Below are 18,807 nucleotides of genomic sequence, written 5' to 3'. Positions count from 1 at the left end.
CGTGCTGTGAACAGCAGCAGCAGGGGCAGCAGGCTTTGGCTGGGCCAAGGCAGTGAAACCGTCACTGCAAACAGGCCGAGTCCCACCACGGAGCCTGCGACGCAGATGCTGATCACGGGTCGGCGCCCGTAACGATCACTGAGCGCCCCGATCAATGGGGTGACCAGGAACTGAGCGAGGGCATAGCTCCCTGCGAGCAGACCCAGGGTTCGTCCGTCTGGGGCGAACTGGGCCAGGAGAAAGGGCAACAGCGGAAATACAATGCTTTCGCTTAGCCGGTCGTTGAGCAGCGTGAGAAACGCGCTGAGCAGTGTGGGAATCCGAGGACGCTGCAAGCTTGCTGCCACGCAGGAGAGACTTAAATTCCCACAGGCGGCTGCCATGGCTTTGCGTCCGATCGCTCCGGAGGATCAACCGCTCTTGCGGGAGATCTATGCCGATGCGATCGAATCGCAGGCTCCCCTCTTTTATTCAGATGAACAAGTCAGGGCCTGGGCGGCCTTGGCTTGGTTGTCCGGCGTGCTCGACGCGAGTTTTCGGGAGGGCTCGGGATGGCTCATCACTGATGGTTCAGCGTTTGCGATCCGCCATCCCGAAGATCGTCTGTCGCTGCTCTACTGCCGTGGTTCTGCGTCGAGGCGGGGGCATGGCAGTGCCCTTCTGAACCGGATTGAGGTGGATGCGCTGGCGTCCGGCGTTCAACTATTGCGAACGGAGGCCAGCCAGTTCAGCCGACCGTTGCTGGAGCGACGTGGCTGGTTTGTGGAAGCGCCGGAAACGATCCTGATTGGAGGCGTTCCGTTCGAGCGCTATCGGATGGTCAAGTTGCTCCGCCAAGTGCAGAGTTGATCGAGCATGGCTTGGGCCTTGCCCGTTTCTAGAACGGACGCTGCCTGTTGAATGCCCTGTTCCAGGGATTCACTGCAGCCGGAGAACCACAGATAGGCGCCGGCGTTCCAGCGCATGGCGTCGCAGAGAGGACCTTTGTTCTGCAAGGCGTTTCGCGCCTGGTCGGCCCAAGTGTTGTCGTCAGCCCATTCCACGTCGGCGTCGTGACAGCCATGGTCACGGGGGTGCAGGATCAATCGTTCCGCTTCGCCGTTCCGCACCCTGGCTGTGATGCAGGCTCGGCCGATGGGTAGGTCGGTTCCTCCTTCTAACCCCTTCACGGTGAGGACATCGGTTTCGCCGGCTTGTTTCAGGGCTTCCCAGGCCCGGGCCTCGGTGGGTGGGTGGACAAAGCCACTCACGAGAAGGTGATCGCCTTGATGGGGTGTCCAAAGCAGTTCTAGGCTGGCAACAGGGGGACGCTTACCTAGTTCTTCGCGGTAGTCGATCAAGGTGTCCGCGATGGGGAAGTGATCCGGTTGGTGAATCAGGGCGAAGCCGTTCTCCTGGAACCCGTCTGCAACGGTGCTGATCGGCAGACCTGTGAGGTCGAGATCGAGAAGGCGGAACAGATCAACAGCGGTGACGCCGTATTTGATCGGCATCCGGTCACCGCCCTGCAGAACCACCGGCTGCCCACAGGCCAACAGCACCAGCGCAGTCAGCGGGTAGATCGGAGCCGTGCGCGTGCGCCCGTCGTAGGGCATGCCGAAACACAACGGTGCTCGACTGCCGGCGGTGGATTGCAGCACCGGACCATGTGCTCGGTAGGTATCGAGCATCCCCGTGAGTTCCTGCGGTTCGGGCCTTCGGATGCGATGGGCAATCAGGAAGGCGCCGATCTGGGCGGGCGTCGCTTCGCCCTGCAGCATCAGCTCCATGGCATCAGCCGCTTCCTCGCGACTCATGCCTTTGCTGGTGTGTTCCCCGCTCCCCACCTTGCGCAGGTGCTGCTTGAAGCGGTCGCGGCCGGAGAGAACTGCGCTCGTCAAAGTTCCGGCCTAAAGCTGTGATCAGTCTTCAGGAGCGACTGACCCAGCAGGGGTAGCAATTGCTACGAAATCTCAGGGCCTACTTAGCCGGGATAGCCCTTCGAAGCTGCCATGACGTGGATGCTGCGGGTGGTGGCGTCCTTCGGCGTAATAGAGCCGTTCCAGGATCAGTTGGGGCGCTGTTATCGGAGGAAGGAATTGCGCCTGAAGCAGGGTTGCTATGGACTGGAAAAATTGGCTCATTTTAAATTTCTTCTTTAAAACTAATTTCATCCTCATCTGGGCCTGTTGGCTATGCTTGTTACTTCAAAATAGGCTGGTGTTTTGTAGTTAATGCTTCATTATTGAGTCAGCGTTTGCTCAACAGTTTCTTTGCTGCTGAGACGTTCACCGCCACCTTGATGGCTGCTAAGAAAGCCAAGGGCATAAGCTTTGCTGATTTGGAGTCGGCCATGGGCCTTGATGAGGTCTGGATTGCCTCCTTGTTCTATGGACAGCCCACAGCCTCCAAGGAAGAGGTGAAAAGCTGGCTGAACTGCTCTCCCCTGATCTTGGCCATCACCGCCGCTTTACAGGAGTTTCCCACCAAGGGAAGCTTCAATCTGGTGATTCCCACTGATCCCTTGATCTATCACTTTTACGAGATCATGCAGGTTTACGGAATGCCTCTGAAAGATGTTATTCAGGAACACTTTGGTGACGGCATTATGAGTGCGATCGACTTCACGCTTGATGTCGACAAAATGGAGGATCTCAAAGGTGATCGCGTCAAAATCACCATGTGTGGAAAGTTCCTGCCTTACAAAAAGTGGTGAACAGCCAATTGTCTTGATTGAAGACATCAAGGCCCTGCAACAGCGGGGCTTTTTTATTGGCGGAATTGTTGGCTTAGTTGGGTGCTGGCCATCTTGCGTCGACTGTCGTCATTCAGGTCTTGGCTCAACTCCAACAGACAGCGCTGACTGGCAGGTGTGGCGATGCAACCGAGTGCACGGAAGGCGGCCTCGGCAACAGGAAGGAAACCGTTTCGACAAAGCTCTGCCATCTTTTCGCTGATCACCACGCCGTCGCGGCGTTGCAGAACCCGAATGGCGGCCACAACCACTGGATCGCGAAAATCATTCAAAACCTCTTGGCAGAACTGCAGCAGTTCGCCGTCGTCGAGGCAGTGGGACCGGAAGCTGAGCAGTTGCAGGCCGGCAAGTCGGTGCAGTTGGCCCGGGTGATGCAGGCAATTCACCACCACAGATTCGGGAACTTCGGCGCCCCAACAGGCGAGAGCCTGAACCACCATCAGGTTGGCGTCCTCATCGTCTGAGGTTTGCTCGAGTTGAGCCAACAACCAATCGCGGGCCTCGCCCTGGTGGCATAGCCCTGCCGCCATCACCAAGTCGGGGAGAACCCCATGGCTGCCGAGGAGTTCTTGGATCACGGGCCAGCCGCGCTCGGCCTGCATCCCCAGTTTTTCGCAGAGGGCTCGGCGCAGATCAACAGAAAGGCTGGGGGAGTAAACCTCCCCCAGCCAAGCGGGCTCCAAAGGAGCGCGTCGTGATCGGGCGAGACGTTCCCAGAGAACGGCTTCATCGTTCATGGATGGATCAGCGGGCACCCAGTTCAGCAGCGAGTTCACGCTCCAGCTTTTCATCGTGCTCGGTGGGCAGCACGTTGTCCATCGGAGTGCGATGGGTGCTGTAGAAGAGCATGCCGATGAACACCATGCCGCCCACGATGTTGCCGAGGGTGACAGGCAGGAAGTTCCAGAAAATCACCTTGGTGAAGGGGACGCCTGAACCGAGGATCGGACCAGCGGTGTGCAGGAACTGGTTCACCACGATGTGCTCCATGCCCATCGACTGGAAGGCGGTGATCGGAAGCCAGCAGGCCAGGATCTTGCCGGGAACGCTCTTGCTCACCAGAGCCATGGTCACGCCCAGGCAAACCAACCAGTTGGCTACCAGTCCGCGCAGGAAGGCGAGGAAGAAGCCCATGCTTCTCAGGGCCTCGTACTTCTTCTCAACGTTGATTTGATTGAGGGCCATGATCTTCTGAGCCACGGCATCCCAAATCGGTGGGCCGACGTTGTCAGCAGCGCCGTCCATGGTGCCGCTGGTGAGGCTGATGGCCATGATCACAGCCACAACAGCGGTGCCGATCCAGTTACCGATCCAGACCCAGACCCAGTTGCGGAAGGTGGCACCCCAGGTGCTTTTGCCAGCCCAGGTGGCCATCGGCAGCAGGGCGAAGTTGCCGGTAACCAGCTCCATGCCGAACAGCACGATGCTGGCGAAGCCGAAGGGGAAGAGCAGCGAACCCACGAACGGGGCTTTCACGGTGATGCCCACGGTGAGGGCCAGGATCACTGCCAGGCCCAGGATGGCTCCGGAGTAAAAGCCACGGATCAGCAGGTTCTTGACGCTGACCGTTGATTTTTTGTTGCCGGCGGCAATCATGCCGTCGACAAGCTCATTGGGTAGGACGTAGTCCATCAGATGAGATTGAGAGTTGGACGAAGTTGTGATGTCAGCCGCTGATGCGGTTCATCAGTCGGGAGAACAGATCAGGGCTGCTACCCCGAAGGTTGATGGCGGCTCCGTCGCGACCACTGGCGTTGACCCAGTTGACGAAACGAGAGAACACGTCGTTGCGGTTGGCCATGACGGTGAGGGGGAGTGGTCGATGCGGGCAGCCGTGACTTCAAAAGGAAGCTTCACGGCGACCGCAGCAATCAGGCCTTTGGGGTGGCCCCGAACTTGTCGATCAACACCTCTTTGAGAGCGGCCTTGATCTCATCGGCGGGGATGGCCTTGCGGTGGATTTCGCCGATGCTCGGGTTGGCACCTTGGGAACCACCGATGGTCATCGTGTACCCCTCGCCCATCTCGCCTTCACTGTTCTTGGCCTTGGTGCCGGTGAGGCCAATGGCACCCATGTAGGCCTGGCCGCAGGTGTTGGGGCAGCCGGTCCAGTGGATCTTGAGCTCTTCAGGAAGATTGAGCTCCTGGTCCAGTTCCTTGGCTGCTTCGAGGGCTTGGTCTTTGGTGTTGGTGAGGGCAAAGCCGCAGTAGGTGTTGCCGGTGCAGGACACCGTTCCAGCTGAGATGTGACCGGGCTCCAGCGAGAAGCGTTGCACCAGGGCGTCAGCTTTCAGGGCCTCGAGCTTGTCGTTGGGAAGTCCAACGAGGATGACGTTCTGATCTTCCGTGAGACGCACCTCGCCACTGCCGTAGTTGAGGCTGGCGGTTGCGAGATCCTGCAGATCCTGGGCGGTCAGGCGACCAACCGGAACATGCAGTCTGGCGTAGGACAGCCCCTCTTGTTTCTGGGGATGGAAGCCGTAGTGGGAGCGGGGCGTGGTGTTGAACACGGACCCGGGATCGGGAGTCAACGGACCGAAGAGTCCTTCCACTTGGCTGCGGAACACGTCATGGCCCACCTGATCCAGGTAGAGGCGGAAGCGGCCTTTGGGGCGCTTGTCGCGCTCACCGTTGTCGCGCCAGAGCCGGATCACGGCGTCGGTCATCTTGCAGATTTCGTCTGGCTTTACCCAGGCGTTTAGGGGAACGGCATAGGCGTTCATTTGTGATGACAGAACACCGCCGATCCAGACGCCAAATCCCATCACCCCATCCCGTTCTACGGGATGGAAAACAATGTCGTTATGGAGCAAAAAGTTGTCCTTCGCGCCGGCAACGGCGGTATTCCACTTGCGGGGCAGATTGGAATACTCCGGGTTGCCCTGGCAGTTGTTGGTGAGGAAGTTTTGCAGCTCGGTGGTGTAAGGCCGCGTGTCGACGATCTCGTTGGGATCGATGCCGGCGATGGGGTTTCCGGTGACGTTGCGGGGGTTGTCGAAGCCGGATTGGATCGTGCTCAGGCCGGCTTCCTCCAGCCGCTTGAGGATTTCAGGCAGGTCGCCCAGCAGAATACCGCGCAGTTGCAGGTTCTGACGGGTGGTGATGTCGCAGCTGCCGTTTTCGCCCTAGCGTTCGACGATGGAGCCAACCACCTGCAACTGATCGGCAGTCAGCACGCCATTGGGCACCCGCAGCCGGAGCATGAATTTGCCTGGCGTTTTTGGACGCCAGAACATGCCGTACCACTTCAAACGCAACTGAAGGTCGGTTTCATCCACCTGCTCCCAGCCGAGCTCGGCGAACTTCTCGATTTCGCTGCCGACCAACAGGCCATCTTTGACCGCCTTGTTCTGCTCGATCTTGTTGAGCTTCTTGCCCTCCAGGTAAGGCCTGGAGGGAGAGCTAATGGTCATAAGTCGATTAACGAGTGGGCGGATTGATTGCTCAAAGACGAGGCGCTAATCAATCGAGATGGCCCGAAAACCGGCAACGCTTCAAAACGAAGGGGAGCGTTGGGTTGACTGAATAAACACTGCGACGGCAATCCCGGTCGGTAACAAGGAAAACACTTTTGGTGTTGACCAATGCCAGGGCTTTGTTCTGCCTGACTTGTAATGCCGGTTACATCTGGTGGTTCCCGCGAGGCCGTAAAAGGCAGCCTGCTTTTGCCTCAGTATTGACGTCCAATTTCGCCAACCATGCGCACCGCTCCGGCCCGAAGCATCTGCCAAACCCGCTTCATTGCAGCGAAGTCTTGGTCGAGCTCGGAGGGTCCGGCGGGGCGGTCGAAGCTTCGGTCGTACCGGTCGTAACGCTCAATGCCTCCCTCCAGCGGCTCCCGGTAGGAGCGGCTGTCCAATGGGGCACGATCAAAACGAAGGCGGGTTGCCATGACTCATCCAACGTTCACAACAACCCGATGACATCAGCCGGCATGGTCATCGATCCGTGGCCATTGCTACGGAATGACGCTTCCGATGGGGGGCGACACGGGTTGCATCTGGTGGTGCATGGCCGCACTGGCGGTGTTGTTCCTGACTGTTTGGCCTCCCTGCCGGATCTCCTGGCTCAGCGGCGCTCGGTGCCCGTGCAGTTGGAGGTGCTGACGGCTGAACAACCCGTGTTTGCGCTTCCCCAATCCTCTTGGGTTGTTCCGTTGCTGCTATTGCCTGGGGCGCATGCCCGAACGGACGTGCCGGCGATTCGCAACAGGCTTCGTGGAGCCGGAGCCAGTGTGCGTTTGCTGCCCTTTCTGGGCTCTTGGGTCAACTGGTGGAACGCTGTGCTCTCAGCACTTCCGGCGTCTGATCGCCCTGATGCCGTGCTGGTGCACCACCCCCTGCGCCCGGGGGTGGCGGATCGCTTCCTCGCGATGCTGGCGTCTCGCCTGGCCTTGCCGTTGGTTGCCTTTGATGCCTGGCCTGAGTTCCAGCAGTGTCACCCCAGGGCCCGCCCACTTCCATTAACCCTCGCCCCGAACCGCATGACGGAGGCGTTGAGCGAAGCTGGAGGATTGCCTCCTCTGCTGGAGCATCCCCCCACCCGCCAGGCCCTGATCGATCTGCTTGTTTCTCTGCCGTGACCACCGCTGAACAAACTGGAACCGTTTATCTGGTGGGAGCCGGTCCCGGCGATCCCGAGTTGCTCACGCTGAAGGCGCATCGGTTGCTGAGCCAGTGCGATGCCCTGGTGTACGACTCGCTGGTGTCCGAGGAAGTGCTGGATCTTGTGCCTTCAGTCTGCGAACGCCGTTTTGTCGGCAAGCGTCGTGGACATCATTCGGTGCCACAACCAAGCACCAATGCCGTGCTCGTTGAAATGGCTCAGAAGCACAGCACGGTGGTGCGCTTGAAGGGGGGTGATCCCTTCCTTTTTGGTCGTGGAGGGGAAGAAGCGGCTTACCTGGCGGAGCGGAACATCCCTGTTCAGGTGGTGCCTGGTGTCACCGCTGGCATTGCCGCCCCTGCCTACGCGGGAATTCCCGTCACTCATCGGCGGGCGGGCTCATCGGTGACCTTCGTCACCGGTCACGAGGAAATCGACAAGCGCCGTCCTTCCGTTGATTGGTGTGCCTTGGCCGCGGCCAGTGACGGGTTGGTGATCTACATGGGGCTGCACAACCTGCCCCGGATCGCGGAGGAGCTGATGGCGGGTGGTTTGGCCGCGACAACCCCCGTGGCGGTGATCCAGCAGGGCACGGTGGCGGGGCAACGCTGCCTCAAAGCCACCTTGGCGGACGTTGCTGATCAATGCCGCGCTGAAGCGTTCAAGTCACCTTCGGTTGTTGTGGTAGGTGAGGTAATTGATCAGCAGGTTGAAGCCTGTATGCCCACACCGGCAGCGGTCACGATGCCGATTCCGTTCTGAACAGCTTCGCTCTATTCCGCTTTATTCCTTCAAGTGAGGCCGGAGTTGGGCCAGGTTGCACGGTCGGGTGTCGGCATCGAGCTGAGCCCGGATGAGCCTGTCCCAGGCCGTGGTCACCGCATCCAGGGATCCCGGCAGCACAAAAACAAAGGTGCCGTTGGCCACGCCGGCAAGGCATCGGCTTTGAAGGGTGCTGGTGCCGATGCTCTCGAAGGAGAGCACACGGAACAGTTCCCCGAATCCTTCGATTGTTTTGTCCAGCAGCGGTGCCACCGCTTCGGGGGTGCCATCGCGGCCGGTGAGACCGGTGCCGCCGCTGGTGATCACCACATCAACCGCAGGATCGGCGATCCAGCGGCTCAGCTCACGGCGGATTTGATAGCGATCATCTGCACAGAGTTGTCGCTCGTAAAGCTGATGGCCGGCGGCTTCAAGGCTGCGCTGCAGCTGATCTCCGCTGCGGTCGTGCGCCAAGGTGCGTGTGTCGGAGATGGTGAGTAGGGCGATGGACAGGCCCATGGCACAGCGGCGGAGCCTTCGGACGCTAGAACCGCTTCAGCTGCCATGGACGTGGTGCTGAAGGTGCTGCTGTTCGCTTCCCTGCGAGAACGCGCCGGTTGGGCCGAGCGTTCCCTTCCCTTCACGCCAGGTGTCTCGACGGCCCGTGAGGTCTGGAACCAGTTGGATCTTGGCTCGCTCAAGGGCATCAGCATTGCGGTCAACCAGGAGTTGGTCGGTGTGAATCAGCCGTTGCAGGCCGGTGATGAGCTGGCCTTTCTTCCACCGTTCACGGGGGGTTGAAGCGTGATCGGTTGCTGTGTGCAGGTGTGCCCGAATCCCTTTGATCCTTGGCAGCAGCTTGCACTTTGGAGCGGGGATGCCGCGGCCGCGGCGATTTTCATTGGTCGGGTGCGTCCCACCACGATGGATGGCAGGCCTCTGGAGGCGCTTGAGCTGCAGCACTTCCCAGGCCTTTGCGAACGTCAGATCACGGCCACGGCACAGCGTCTGCAGCAGGAGCACCAGGCGGGGCCGATTTTGGTGTTGCATCGGGTGGGCCGGCTCGCTCCCGGTGAGCCGATCGTGCTTGTGGCGGTGCAGGCCGATCGTCGTGGGGCGGCGCAGCGCTGCTCGGCCGCGCTGTTGGAGCAACTCAAGCACCAGGCCCCGTTTTGGAAGCGAGAGTGGTGCGCTGGTCAGGGCACCTGGCTGGCGGCGAATACGCCGCTCTGATCGAGACTCGGGTACTCCAGTTGGTAGCCCAACTGTTTGAGCCGGGTGTTGCGAATCCGTCGGCCCCCTGAACCCGGTTCGTCCTGCCCAAGCCAGCGCATGGGGGCCAGACCCTGGCGCTGCAGGCTGCGTCCCACCAGATCCCGCAGCCGAATCGGCGCGTCGTTGACAACATTCACCAGGCCGGCCCATTCAGCGTCGAGAGCTGCTTCCAGGGCACCGGCTGCATCCGCCACATGCAGCCAGTTGCTATAGGTAGCTCCGCTGCCAGGGCGTTCCAGCCCGGCGAGCCCGCGCAGGCGTCGATCGAGATCGCGGCCAGGGCCATACAGCGCCCCAAGGCGCAGGATGCACACCCGCCGGTCGCCGATGCCGCTGAGCAGTTGTTCGCTTTCCAGCAGAATGTCACCATAGCCCCGGCTTGGCTCGGGTGGCGTTTGCTCATCCACCCAGTCCCCCTCGGCATCGCCGTACACCGAGCAACTGCCCGTGTAGACGATTTGCCGCAGTTCCGGCAGTTGTGGCAACAGCGACGTCAGGCAGCGGAAGCTGTCGACGAAGGTGTGGCGGTAGCCGTTGGCATCTACCTGGCGATCTCCCTTGGGCCCGAGGCAGAACACGGCGCTGCTGCTTTGTCGCAGGGCGTTCAGCAATTGCATGGGGTTGGTGGCATCGCACACCTCCACCTGATCAGCCAGGGGGCTGAGTTGCTCCAGCCGTTCGCTGGTGGTGGTGGTCAGCGTCAGCCTCAGCTGGGGCCGTTTCGGTTGCAGTCGCTCCGCCAGGGTGAGCCCCACATAGCCGCAGCCAACGATCGTCAGGGGCATGGCGGGGATGTCTATTGGGGCGATCCTAAGGAGATCGACCGTTCCACCATGCCGTTACTGACATGACCGATCAATGGACCCTCAACCGCTGCAATTTCGCGGGCCATTGGCAGGGCTGTGGCCATTGGTTTGAGCGGGACGCCAGCGGTCGGCTGGATCTCCAGCGTCCGACCCGTCGGATCGACCCCACCACCTACGTGATTTCCTTTGCCGATGACGACCATGGGGTGTGGGATGGCTCGGGTCTGGCCTTTGCCCCCGGTGGCCAGGCCACCTATCCCATCAGTCGAGCGACGTACAACGCTGGTGGAGGCTGCTGGCAGTTTCCTGGGGCAGGAGGTCAGTCCAGCCTGGAGCTTGATCCCAATCGTCCCCGCTTCGGCCATGAGATCAACCTGTTCTGCGGTCGTTCCCGCTCGATGCTGGTGCTGCTCTGGGAACCGCTTGACGGCCGTTGGCGTTTGCAGCGCGTTGGGGCGGTGGGTTTCCGTTGCTTGAACAGTTCCGATCCCGAACCCGACCGTCCCGCATGCGGGACACCCGAGGCCCTGCTGGCGCCGGTGCAGGGATCGAGCGGTGAGCGGCAGATGCTCAGGCCGCAAGCGGGGGTGAACGGCCAGGCTGAGGATGCCGCTCCGCTGGTGTTCGATCCAAGCCAGCTGTTGCACAACGACTGCTCAGCCGTGATGCCCGACGGCTTGGTGTTCTCGGTCCCCAGTGAGCTCCCCAATGAGCCCTTCAGCCTCGAGATCGGTGGCCGTCTCGGTGTTGCGCTGTTTCAGCAGATCAGCATCCATTTCTATCCATCGGGCCAGCTCATGGCCTGGGAGCGCCGACGCTTTCAGCCTGATGTGGCTTAGAAAATCCGCTGACGAATCACCTGGGCCCAGAGACGGGTTCCTCTTTCGAGCTGGCTGGCTTCCGCTGGCAGTTCCAACAGCAGATCGGCGTGTTGCAGGGAACCGATCCGGGACGAGGCCTGCGAGCCATCCACCCGTGCCAGCAGCGTTCCTGCGGCGTTGGTGTCGAGGCGGGCTCGGGCCAATTCCGGCCGTCCCGGTCGGCGGGACAACGGGTCGGCGAGTTCCACCATCACCCGGGGGAACAGCTCCGGTTCGCTCTGGCCCTCCAGGACCTGCAGGGCGGGCCAGAGCAGTTCCAGGCCGGTGACCGCCGCCGCCACGGGATTGCCCGGCAGTCCGAAAAAAGGCACGCCTTCACCAATGCTGCCGAAGGCGAAGGGGCGCCCCGGGCGTAAGAACAGTTTCCAGAAGTCCACGGCACCTAGCTTCGCCACCAGCGGTCGGATCCAATCGGTGTCGCCGGCGGAGACGCCGCCGGTGCTTACCACAATGTCGCAGTCATTCGCCAGATCCAGCAGAGCCTGCCGCAGAGCGTCGGGTTGATCGGCTACTACCCGTTGCTGGGTCACCGATTGCCCGAGGGCCCGGAGCATCGTCTCCAGAAGCGTGCCGTTGCTCTCCCAGATGGCACCGGGTTGCCGCGCTGTTCCTGGTGGCACCAGCTCGTCCCCGCTGATCAGCAGCCCGATGCGGGGTTGCTGAGCAACGGTTAGGTCGGCGATGCCGCAGCCAGCGAGGCGCGCGAGATCGGCGGTGCCTAGGCGCTGTCCAGCGGCCAGCAGCAGGTCTCCCGGTCGGCATTCCTCATCCTCCGGGCGAATCCAGGGACGATCCGACGCCTCTTTCGTCAGCTGCAGGGTGGTGCCGTCAACGGTTATCAGCTCTTGGGGAAGCACCCAGCCGGCACCGTCCGGCAGTGGAGCACCGGTGAGGATTCGAATCGCATCGCCATTGTCCAGGGTCCCGTTGAAGGGTTGGCCGGCGGCGGAGCGTCCCTTCAGTTGCCAGGTTTCCCCGCGCTTGGGCTGGTGGCTTTGCCCCAGGGCGTAGCCGTCCATGATCGAGGCCCGAAACCCCGGAACGGCCGCGCTGGCCAGCACAGCCGTTGCGCTTACCCGGCCGAGGGCCTGTTGTAGGGGAACCGTGCTTCGGGCGGTGATCGGCTGGAGCGCCGCCAGAACCCGTTGACGTGCCTCTTCCAGGCGTAGCCCTCCGCGTCCGTAGGGCTCAGCGTTTCCAGACACCGTTCCGCCCTCCTTCTTTGAACTCCAGCTGAATCGCCTCGATCGTCATGGCTGGATCGACCGCCTTGAGCATGTCGTAAAGGGTCAGCAGCCCCACGGACACCGCCGTCATCGCTTCCATTTCCACCCCGGTCTGGCTTGTGGTGCGACAACGGCAGTGGAGGACCAGGCCAGGTAGCGATGCGTCGGCGTCGATCGTCACATCCATGCCACTGAGTGGCAGGGGATGGCACAGGGGAATCAGCTCCCAGGCGCGTTTGGCTGCCTGGATCGCTGCCACCCGGGCGACTGCCAGAAGATCTCCTTTTGGTGTCTCCCCCCGCTGGATCAGGCTGAGGGTTGAGGCGTCCATGCGAATGGCCCCACGGGCATGGGCCTCGCGGTTGGTGGCCGGACGGTCCCCCACGTCCACCATGTGAACCTCGCCTTGCTGGTTTAGATGACTCAGGTTTTGCGTCATTCGATCAAGGTGATAACACCGGTGTTGAGTTGGAAACAACCCACCACCAGTTTCAGCGCACCGCTGGCTTTGGTGTCGGCCAGAACGGCGCTGCGTTGTATCAATGTGGAGGCGCTGGCGAGGGCGTTCCGCTTCACGGCTTCCTCTAGATCGCTGCTGCCGTTGATGTTCTCCCGGATGGGTTGGATCAGTCGATCCAGGGAAGGAGTCAGCGGGTTGCCGTCCATCGCCGCCGTCACGGCTCCGCAGCCACTGTGTCCCATCACCATCAGCAGTGGCGTCTTGAGAACGCTGACGCCATACTCGACCGATGCCATCGCTTCGTCAAAGGCGCTGTTGCCGGCGTTGCGGATTACGAACAGCTCGCCAGGGGTGGTGTCGAACACCCAGCTCGGCGCCACCCGTGAATCAGAGCAGGTGAGCACGGTGGCCCAGGGATGTTGGCTTGTGGCCAAAGCCCTGGGGGAGTTGAAGCAGCGCGGGTCGGGATCCGCCGTTCGGAGCGTCGTTCCGTCGTTTTGCTCGGCTCGGCGCCATGCTTCGGCAAACCGGCGGTTCCCCGCCATCAGGGCCTGGAGTGGATCATTCGGGACGCAGAACCCCTCCTCTGCCGCCTTAACGGGGCGCGCTTGCATCAGGGCGGTCAAAGCCAGACCGCTCGTTGTTTGGAGGAAGTGACGGCGCTGAATCAGCATGACCGGCACCCTATGCGGGCCGGCTGGTGGGCTCTGCGATCTGGGCTATTCTATTTGGGTTGTGCGATCAGCGCTCGCCGAAGGGTGCCCAGAGAGTGGCTTCGGACCCCACAACAGGCTCTACAGCGGGATCGATGACAGCAGTGGGTTGGACCCTTGTGCCTGCGTTGGTACTGGCGATGTCGCGCTCGGCCAAGGGAGCCCAAAGAGCGGCAGGACCGGCGATCACCGGTTCCACGTCTGCGGCGCCGGCCTGAACGGAGGCCGTCTGGCTGCGCACTAGTTGCACGGCGAGGGAACCAACGATGAAGGAGCCCAGGAAACCGGCGGCCAGGGTGATGGGGCTGCGGCCGGAAGCGGACGAGATGCTGCTGGTCACGGCAGAAACTCTTTGGACAGAGCTTCAGTATAGAAAAAATTGATGTGAACGACTACCAAATGGACTGAATTGTGTAGCGGAATGAACGGTTTCTATGGGATCAAAGCCCTGCATGGGCTGCTGTTGGAATGCTTCAGCCGTGACCCATCCATGGGACATTCCCAGCAACATTCCGAGGTAGATGGCGAAGCGCACAGACCAACATTTATATCGAGGTAAATATCTCTATTTTCGTGGGCTTCCGTTGTCATCATTGACACCGATCAAGGCTTTGGTTGATGTCCAGCCGTCGTAATTCCACTAGCCATTGCTTTGACTTCGAACAGGATTTCATCGGCAACTGGCGATGCATTCCCCTGTGTGTGCGACGCAAATTGGATCTGTGTGGGGTGAAGTTAAAGCTCACCCATTGGCTCGAACTTTCCCAGGAGCAACGTCAAGCCCTGGTGGATTGGCCGGATGCGGCCGATGCTCTCGAGCAGCTTCACCAACACCTCCGTGATTGCACGCGCCCCATGGCTGATGGCATGGCCAAGGATCTGCCACCGGTGAGCGGTGCCCCCTGGCAACAGCAGGCGGAGCTGCCTGCTGTTGTGCAGGAGGCGGCCAAAATGCGGGGTGTGGTGCTGACCCTGGAGCAATGGACCCAGCTCAGTGAGCTGGATCGCTTTGCGTTGTGCAAGTTGGCTCGGCCTGGGCACGACCATCACAACCTTGAGGCAGCCTTCAGCGAAGTGCTGGTGTGAGCAGCCGGCGCAGGGCCTCCAACCTTCCTTTCTGTTGTTCAACGGGCTTCACCACCGAGATGGCCGGAGCCACGATCACCGCGCAGGCTTTGAGTTCAGGCTGCTTCGACACAGGGCATGCCTCGTCATGCATAAGGGTGTTCGCCTCGCAAGCCTTCTCCTGGGTGAATCCCCAGTGCATCGGCAGGAAGACCGATCCACGCCGGATGCGATCGGTGACTTTCACCGTGGCGGTGAGGTGGCCGCGGCGTGAGCTGATCGCCGCCAGTTCGCCGTTGTGCAGTTTCAACTCTTGAGCGTCACCGGGGTGAATCTCCAGCAGCGGCTCGGGATGCTGTTTCATCAGCCGTTCCACCTTGCCGGTGCGGGTCATCGTGTGCCACTGGCCCAGGTAGCGGCCCACCGTCAGTACCAGTGGATAGGTCTCGCAGGGAGGTTCCGCCAGTCCGAGCGGTTGATCGGTGCTGAAGCGGGCGCGTTTGTTGGGGGTGGCGAACTGATGGTTTTCGTAGAGGCGTTTGGCTGCTGTGGAGGGTGTGCTGCCGCTGGGATAGGGCCATTGCTGCGGTCCTTCGCCTTCCAGCAGTTCATGGCTGAGGCCGCTCACATCGCAAAGCCTGCCTTGGGTGAGAGCCGTGAATTCGGCGTAAACCTCAGCCGCTGATTCAAAGTTGAACTGCTCGGTGTAGCCCAGGCGGCGGCCCACGTCGGCAAATACTTCCCAGTCGGGACGGCTCTCGCCGAAGCGGCGTCGATAGGCCGGGCAGTAGGTGACGCGCCGTTCGGAATTGGTCATGGCGCCGGCCTTCTCGCTCCACTGGGCTGCGGGCAGAAGCAGGTGGGCGTAGTGGGACGTTTCCGAGTCGGCGTAGGCCTCGCTTACCACCACCAGGGGGCACTTGTTCATGGCTGACTTCACCCGGTCGAGATCCGGGAGGCTGACCAGGGGGTTGGTGGCGGCCACCCACCACAGATCCAGCGCCTCCTGTTCCATGGCTTCGATCTGTTGCCAGGCCGCCAATCCGGGCTTGACGTTGATTTGTCCTGCCGGCAGCTGCCAGGCCTGTTCCACTTCGGCGCGGTGTTCTGCGTTGGCCACCAGGCGGTAGCCCGGCAGCAGGTGGGCCAGGCCTCCGGCCTCGCGTCCGCCCATGGCGTTGGGTTGGCCGGTGAGAGAAAACGGGCCCGCTCCTTCCTTGCCGATCTGACCGGTGAGCAGATGCAGATTGATCAACCCCTGCACCACGGCCGTTCCTTCACGGCGTTGGTTCACCCCCATCGACCAAAGGCTGAGCACCTTCTCGCGCCGGTGGAACAGAGCCGCCACTTCCCGCAGGCGTTTTTCGGGGATGTTGCAGAACAGGGCCACCCGTCGAGGGGTCCAGCGGGCGGCGACGTCAAAAAAGGCGTCGTAATTCTCGGTGTGGTCGTCGATGAAGGTCGGATCCTGGCCGTTTTCTCTCAGGACCAGGTGGGCAATGCCGTGCAGCAGGGCCAGGTCGCTGCCCGGTGCAATCGGCAAGTGGATATCGGCGGCCTTGGCGGTGTCGGTGCGGCGTGGATCCACCACCACGATCTTGACGCTGCCGGGGTTTTTGCGTTTTCGCTTCAGCAGCCGTTGGAAAAGCACCGGATGACATTCGGCCGTGTTGGTGCCGATCAGAAATGCCACCGTGCAATGGTCGAGGTCCTCATAACTGCAGGGGGGACCATCGGAGCCCAGGCTGCGGGTGTAGCCCGCCACCGCTGAGCTCATGCAGAGCCGAGAGTTGGCGTCGAAATTGTTGGTGCCCAGGGCGCCTTTCAGCAGTTTCTGAGCCAGGTAGTAATCCTCGGTGTGGAACTGACCGGAGCCGTACATGGCAATGCCATCGGTGTTGCCGCGTCGGGCAATGCTCGCCTGGATCTGATCGGTGATTTTGTTGAGGGCGTCGTCCCAGCTGATCGGTACGAAGTCGTCCTCGAGGCTTTCGCGGAATAGCGGTTGGCGCAGGCGGCCTGGGGCCAGGGTTTCGCCGACGGTGGCGCCCTTGATGCAGACCTGGCCAAGGCTGGAAGGGTGCTCGCGGTCGCCGCGGGCGGTCCACATCGGGTTGCCCTCAGCATCCCGCTTCACGGCCTCACCCTTCACGGCAGGAGGCAAAAGTTCCAGGCCACAGCCCACGCCGCAGTAGGGGCACTGGCTGCGCATGCTGCGGGGTGAGTTGGCCATTTGAGAACCAAAAAAAGAACAAAACCCGGAGCCGAAGCTCCGGGTCGTTGTGCAGCGACAGGGTGCTGCGGATGGGAATGGATCAGGCGGTTTCGCCTTCGTGCAGGTCTGCGAAGGACCCCTTGGGCTCCTTCAGGAAGAAGAAGCAGAAGAAGGCCACGATCAAACCGGCCACGCCCAGGATCTGGAAGAAGGCACTGTTGGAAGCCGCGATCACCTCGGGGGTGGGTTCGTCGCTGCCGCCCATCCACATCGGCAGGAGGCTGAAGATGGTCAGGTAGGTCACAGCACCAACGTTGCCGTAGGCACCCACCAGGCCGGCCACCTGACCGGTGACGCGACGCTTGACTAGGGGCACCAGCGCGAAGGTGGCGCCTTCACCGGACTGCACGAAAAAAGAGGCGAGCATGGTGATCACCACGGCAACGGCAATGCCGGTAAAGGTGCCCGGCTTGATCATGCTCATCACCAGGTAGCCCACGCCGAGACCGGCGGTGAGGAAGCCCATGGTGTTCTTGCGGCTGCCGACGCGATCGGAGATCAGACCACCAGCAGGGCGGGCGACCAGGTTCACAAAAGCGAAGCAGGAAGCCAGGATTCCGGCGGTGGCCTTCGGCAGATCGAAGGTGGTTTCAAAGAAGGTGGGCAGCATCGAAACCACGGCCAGTTCGGAGCCGAAGTTCACGATGTAGGTGAGCTCGAGGATCGCCACCTGGCGGAACTCGTAGCGGTCTTCTTTGGGATAGACTTTGTTACTAAGGATCAGGTCGCGGTTGGTGCGAATGATTCCCCAGGTCTGCAAGGCAAACCAGACGGCGACGGCACTGAGTGCTAGTGGATAGGTGCTTGCGGTGAGGAAGCCCACCTTGGAGAGGCGCCAGCAGAGCACGCAGAGGATGGCTGCGAAGGGCACGTTCATGCCCAGCAGACCCCAGAAGTCGCGCATGGAGGTGACTTCCAGCCCTGCGGTCTTAGCAGGGCGCTGATACGTCTTGCCAGGGGGTGTGTCGGTGACGTTGAAGAAGTAGACACAGCCGTAGACGGCGGAGCCGATGCCGGTCAGAGCGACGGCACCGCGCCAGTTCAGAACAGAGCCGGTGGGCAGTTCGAAGCCGCCGGAGAAGGAGAGGAAGCCAGCGAGGGCAACCATGGTAAGGGCGGAGAAGGCGGAGCCGAAGTTGCCCCAGCCGCCGTAGATGCCTTCAGCCAGGCCGATTTCCTTGGGCGAGAACCACTCGGCCACCATGCGAATGCCGATCACGAAGCCGGCGCCAACGATGGAGAGCAACAGACGGGCCACCACCAGCTGGTTGAAGTCCTGAGCGGAGGCAAACAGCAGGCAGGGAATGGCCGAGAACACCAGGATCGAGGAGTAGGTGATCCGGGGGCCGAATTTGTCCAAGAGCATGCCGATCAGCACGCGCGCTGGAATGGTGAGGGCCACGTTGCAGATGGCCACGGTGCGGATCTGACCAACGGTCAGTCCGAGGTCCGCTTTCACGGTGGTGGCCAGAGGGGCCAGGTTGAACCAGACCACGAAGGTCAGGAAGAAGGCGATCCAGGTCAGGTGAAGGGTTCGGTACCTGCCCTGGAACGACCAAAGGTCGCCAAGCATTGAGGAGAAGAAATGGAACCTCGGGCGTCAAAACGAAAGGTGCCCAGGGATGGCAAAACGGTCGAAAAGAGAATCCGTTTGTCACGCGCAGTTAATCAATTCGTCAGGCCCGCGTTTGGTTAGATTGGTTACGATTTTTGTTTTTCTGTACCGAGGCAAACATCAACGGGGGCTGGTTGATTGGATCAGGTGTTCTTGTTGCCGCAATGATTTGGCAGCGGTTGCAACGTTTGCATGTTGTTGGACTTCGCTGGTGCAGATTGTTGGTCGGCGATGTGAACCAAGGCTTGCGGGTTTGTGTGCTCAGTGGCGGAAGCAGCCGTCGCATGGGGCGTGACAAGGCCCTCTTGCCGCACCCATCCGGTGGTGTCTGGCTCACGGCTCTGGTTGACCAGCTGTTGCCGCTCGGTCATCCGGTGCAGGTGTTGAGTC

23 protein-coding genes and 1 pseudogene are annotated in these 18,807 nt (G+C 61.3%); 9 read left to right on the top strand and 15 right to left on the bottom strand.

What is annotated here, in order from left to right; all coding sequences use genetic code 11:
* A partial coding sequence (locus ACGVJ8_RS06665; protein WP_392346582.1) for an MFS transporter occupies nucleotides 1–383 on the bottom strand: 383 nt, incomplete at its 3' end.
* On the opposite strand from ACGVJ8_RS06665, the gene ACGVJ8_RS06660 reads away from it, so the two are divergent.
* Entirely contained in the window at nucleotides 382–849 is a 468-nt protein-coding gene (locus tag ACGVJ8_RS06660) for a GNAT family N-acetyltransferase (RefSeq protein ID WP_392346580.1), read from the top strand. The two genes, ACGVJ8_RS06665 and ACGVJ8_RS06660, sit on opposite strands and share 2 nt — an antisense overlap.
* Here ACGVJ8_RS06660 and ACGVJ8_RS06655 read toward each other — a convergent pair.
* Entirely contained in the window at nucleotides 810–1,880 is a 1,071-nt protein-coding gene (locus ACGVJ8_RS06655; protein WP_392346578.1) for an anthranilate phosphoribosyltransferase family protein, read from the bottom strand. The genes ACGVJ8_RS06660 and ACGVJ8_RS06655 overlap by 40 nt on opposite strands.
* Nucleotides 1,881–2,224: 344 nt before the next feature.
* On the opposite strand from ACGVJ8_RS06655, the gene cynS reads away from it, so the two are divergent.
* The gene (cynS, locus tag ACGVJ8_RS06650; RefSeq protein WP_392346576.1) at nucleotides 2,225–2,695 is read left to right on the top strand and encodes a cyanase; all 471 of its coding nucleotides are present in this window, start codon (nucleotides 2,225–2,227) and stop codon (nucleotides 2,693–2,695) included.
* Between the two features lie 53 nt (nucleotides 2,696–2,748).
* On the opposite strand, the gene ACGVJ8_RS06645 is transcribed toward cynS, so the two are convergent.
* The 5 genes and pseudogenes from ACGVJ8_RS06645 to ACGVJ8_RS06625 all read right to left on the bottom strand — a co-directional run bounded on the left by ACGVJ8_RS06645 (nucleotide 2,749) and on the right by ACGVJ8_RS06625 (nucleotide 6,626).
* Nucleotides 2,749–3,471 carry a HEAT repeat domain-containing protein gene (locus tag ACGVJ8_RS06645; protein WP_392346586.1) on the bottom strand — a complete coding sequence of 241 codons (723 nt, stop codon included), beginning with the start codon at nucleotides 3,469–3,471 and terminating at the stop codon, nucleotides 2,749–2,751.
* Between the two features lie 7 nt (nucleotides 3,472–3,478).
* Nucleotides 3,479–4,366 carry a formate/nitrite transporter family protein gene (locus tag ACGVJ8_RS06640; protein ID WP_392346574.1) on the bottom strand — a complete coding sequence of 296 codons (888 nt, stop codon included), beginning with the start codon at nucleotides 4,364–4,366 and terminating at the stop codon, nucleotides 3,479–3,481.
* Between the two features lie 34 nt (nucleotides 4,367–4,400).
* Entirely contained in the window at nucleotides 4,401–4,535 is a 135-nt protein-coding gene (locus ACGVJ8_RS06635; RefSeq protein ID WP_392346572.1) for a ferredoxin--nitrite reductase, read from the bottom strand.
* Nucleotides 4,536–4,605: 70 nt separating this feature from the next.
* A pseudogene (locus ACGVJ8_RS06630) lies at nucleotides 4,606–6,147 on the bottom strand (ferredoxin--nitrite reductase).
* 257 nt (nucleotides 6,148–6,404) lie between these two features.
* Nucleotides 6,405–6,626: a hypothetical protein gene (locus ACGVJ8_RS06625; RefSeq protein WP_392346571.1), complete on the bottom strand. Its 222-nt coding sequence runs from the start codon at nucleotides 6,624–6,626 to the stop codon at nucleotides 6,405–6,407.
* Between the two features lie 42 nt (nucleotides 6,627–6,668).
* Between ACGVJ8_RS06625 and ACGVJ8_RS06620 the strand changes: the two genes are divergently transcribed.
* Nucleotides 6,669–7,316 carry a DNA mismatch repair protein MutS gene (locus ACGVJ8_RS06620; protein ID WP_392346568.1) on the top strand — a complete coding sequence of 216 codons (648 nt, stop codon included), beginning with the start codon at nucleotides 6,669–6,671 and terminating at the stop codon, nucleotides 7,314–7,316.
* Entirely contained in the window at nucleotides 7,313–8,101 is a 789-nt protein-coding gene (cobA, locus tag ACGVJ8_RS06615; RefSeq protein WP_392346566.1) for a uroporphyrinogen-III C-methyltransferase, read from the top strand. Before ACGVJ8_RS06620 ends, cobA begins: the two co-directional genes overlap by 4 nt.
* A gap of 21 nt (nucleotides 8,102–8,122) precedes the next feature.
* On the opposite strand, the gene moaB is transcribed toward cobA, so the two are convergent.
* Nucleotides 8,123–8,620, bottom strand: coding sequence for a molybdenum cofactor biosynthesis protein B (moaB, locus tag ACGVJ8_RS06610; protein WP_392346564.1), 498 nt, complete (start codon nucleotides 8,618–8,620; stop codon nucleotides 8,123–8,125).
* 45 nt (nucleotides 8,621–8,665) lie between these two features.
* Between moaB and ACGVJ8_RS06605 the strand changes: the two genes are divergently transcribed.
* Nucleotides 8,666–8,902 (top strand): MoaD/ThiS family protein, encoded by a 237-nt coding sequence (locus ACGVJ8_RS06605; protein WP_392346562.1) that lies wholly within the window; start codon nucleotides 8,666–8,668, stop codon nucleotides 8,900–8,902.
* A gap of 18 nt (nucleotides 8,903–8,920) precedes the next feature.
* Nucleotides 8,921–9,334, top strand: a complete 414-nt coding sequence (locus ACGVJ8_RS06600; RefSeq protein WP_392346560.1) for a molybdenum cofactor biosynthesis protein MoaE — start codon at nucleotides 8,921–8,923, stop codon at nucleotides 9,332–9,334.
* On the opposite strand, the gene ACGVJ8_RS06595 is transcribed toward ACGVJ8_RS06600, so the two are convergent.
* On the bottom strand, nucleotides 9,298–10,161 hold the full coding sequence (locus tag ACGVJ8_RS06595; protein WP_392346558.1) for an NAD-dependent epimerase/dehydratase family protein: 864 nt from the start codon (nucleotides 10,159–10,161) through the stop codon (nucleotides 9,298–9,300). The genes ACGVJ8_RS06600 and ACGVJ8_RS06595 overlap by 37 nt on opposite strands.
* A 62-nt stretch (nucleotides 10,162–10,223) precedes the next feature.
* Between ACGVJ8_RS06595 and ACGVJ8_RS06590 the strand changes: the two genes are divergently transcribed.
* A complete protein-coding gene (locus ACGVJ8_RS06590; RefSeq protein ID WP_392346556.1) occupies nucleotides 10,224–11,021 on the top strand; it encodes a hypothetical protein in 798 nt (265 codons plus the stop codon).
* Here the strand turns inward: ACGVJ8_RS06590 and glp are convergent.
* From glp to ACGVJ8_RS06570, 4 genes are all read right to left on the bottom strand, one after another.
* Nucleotides 11,018–12,268, bottom strand: coding sequence for a gephyrin-like molybdotransferase Glp (gene glp / locus ACGVJ8_RS06585; RefSeq protein ID WP_392346554.1), 1,251 nt, complete (start codon nucleotides 12,266–12,268; stop codon nucleotides 11,018–11,020). The two genes, ACGVJ8_RS06590 and glp, sit on opposite strands and share 4 nt — an antisense overlap.
* Complete coding sequence (gene moaC, locus ACGVJ8_RS06580; RefSeq protein WP_392346552.1) at nucleotides 12,252–12,728, bottom strand: cyclic pyranopterin monophosphate synthase MoaC; 477 nt, start codon at nucleotides 12,726–12,728, stop codon at nucleotides 12,252–12,254. The genes glp and moaC overlap by 17 nt, the downstream gene beginning before the upstream one ends.
* Entirely contained in the window at nucleotides 12,725–13,423 is a 699-nt protein-coding gene (locus ACGVJ8_RS06575; protein WP_392346584.1) for a carbonic anhydrase, read from the bottom strand. The genes moaC and ACGVJ8_RS06575 overlap by 4 nt, the downstream gene beginning before the upstream one ends.
* 67 nt (nucleotides 13,424–13,490) lie before the next feature.
* Entirely contained in the window at nucleotides 13,491–13,802 is a 312-nt protein-coding gene (locus ACGVJ8_RS06570) for a hypothetical protein (RefSeq protein WP_392346550.1), read from the bottom strand.
* Between the two features lie 278 nt (nucleotides 13,803–14,080).
* Here ACGVJ8_RS06570 and ACGVJ8_RS06565 point away from each other — a divergent pair, with 278 nt between their 5' ends.
* A complete protein-coding gene (locus ACGVJ8_RS06565; RefSeq protein WP_392346548.1) occupies nucleotides 14,081–14,548 on the top strand; it encodes a nitrate reductase associated protein in 468 nt (155 codons plus the stop codon).
* On the opposite strand, the gene ACGVJ8_RS06560 is transcribed toward ACGVJ8_RS06565, so the two are convergent.
* Entirely contained in the window at nucleotides 14,529–16,760 is a 2,232-nt protein-coding gene (locus ACGVJ8_RS06560; RefSeq protein WP_392346546.1) for a nitrate reductase, read from the bottom strand. The two genes, ACGVJ8_RS06565 and ACGVJ8_RS06560, sit on opposite strands and share 20 nt — an antisense overlap.
* Before the next feature lie 82 nt (nucleotides 16,761–16,842).
* Nucleotides 16,843–18,375 (bottom strand): NarK family nitrate/nitrite MFS transporter, encoded by a 1,533-nt coding sequence (locus ACGVJ8_RS06555; RefSeq protein WP_392346544.1) that lies wholly within the window; start codon nucleotides 18,373–18,375, stop codon nucleotides 16,843–16,845.
* Between the two features lie 221 nt (nucleotides 18,376–18,596).
* On the opposite strand from ACGVJ8_RS06555, the gene ACGVJ8_RS06550 reads away from it, so the two are divergent.
* On the top strand, nucleotides 18,597–18,807 hold a 211-nt coding region (locus ACGVJ8_RS06550; protein ID WP_392346542.1), incomplete at its 3' end, for an NTP transferase domain-containing protein.

The organism is Parasynechococcus sp. (assembly GCF_042954245.1).
Taxonomy (GTDB): domain Bacteria; phylum Cyanobacteriota; class Cyanobacteriia; order PCC-6307; family Cyanobiaceae; genus Parasynechococcus.
Note: the sequence above shows the minus strand (reverse complement) of the source record. Positions and strands in the feature narration are given on the sequence as shown.

Coding starts and splice junctions, on each gene's coding strand:
- ACGVJ8_RS06660 (WP_392346580.1), top strand. CDS start 382: ATGGCTTTGCGTCCGATCGCTCCGGAGGATCAACCGCTCTTGCGGGAG.
- ACGVJ8_RS06645 (WP_392346586.1), bottom strand. CDS start 3,471: ATGAACGATGAAGCCGTTCTCTGGGAACGTCTCGCCCGATCACGACGC.
- ACGVJ8_RS06640 (WP_392346574.1), bottom strand. CDS start 4,366: ATGGACTACGTCCTACCCAATGAGCTTGTCGACGGCATGATTGCCGCC.
- ACGVJ8_RS06635 (WP_392346572.1), bottom strand. CDS start 4,535: ATGGCCAACCGCAACGACGTGTTCTCTCGTTTCGTCAACTGGGTCAAC.
- ACGVJ8_RS06625 (WP_392346571.1), bottom strand. CDS start 6,626: ATGGCAACCCGCCTTCGTTTTGATCGTGCCCCATTGGACAGCCGCTCC.
- ACGVJ8_RS06620 (WP_392346568.1), top strand. CDS start 6,669: ATGGTCATCGATCCGTGGCCATTGCTACGGAATGACGCTTCCGATGGG.
- moaB (WP_392346564.1), bottom strand. CDS start 8,620: ATGGGCCTGTCCATCGCCCTACTCACCATCTCCGACACACGCACCTTG.
- ACGVJ8_RS06605 (WP_392346562.1), top strand. CDS start 8,666: ATGGACGTGGTGCTGAAGGTGCTGCTGTTCGCTTCCCTGCGAGAACGC.
- ACGVJ8_RS06595 (WP_392346558.1), bottom strand. CDS start 10,161: ATGCCCCTGACGATCGTTGGCTGCGGCTATGTGGGGCTCACCCTGGCG.
- ACGVJ8_RS06590 (WP_392346556.1), top strand. CDS start 10,224: ATGACCGATCAATGGACCCTCAACCGCTGCAATTTCGCGGGCCATTGG.
- moaC (WP_392346552.1), bottom strand. CDS start 12,728: ATGACGCAAAACCTGAGTCATCTAAACCAGCAAGGCGAGGTTCACATG.
- ACGVJ8_RS06575 (WP_392346584.1), bottom strand. CDS start 13,423: ATGCTGATTCAGCGCCGTCACTTCCTCCAAACAACGAGCGGTCTGGCT.
- ACGVJ8_RS06565 (WP_392346548.1), top strand. CDS start 14,081: ATGTCCAGCCGTCGTAATTCCACTAGCCATTGCTTTGACTTCGAACAG.
- ACGVJ8_RS06560 (WP_392346546.1), bottom strand. CDS start 16,760: ATGGCCAACTCACCCCGCAGCATGCGCAGCCAGTGCCCCTACTGCGGC.
- ACGVJ8_RS06555 (WP_392346544.1), bottom strand. CDS start 18,375: ATGCTTGGCGACCTTTGGTCGTTCCAGGGCAGGTACCGAACCCTTCAC.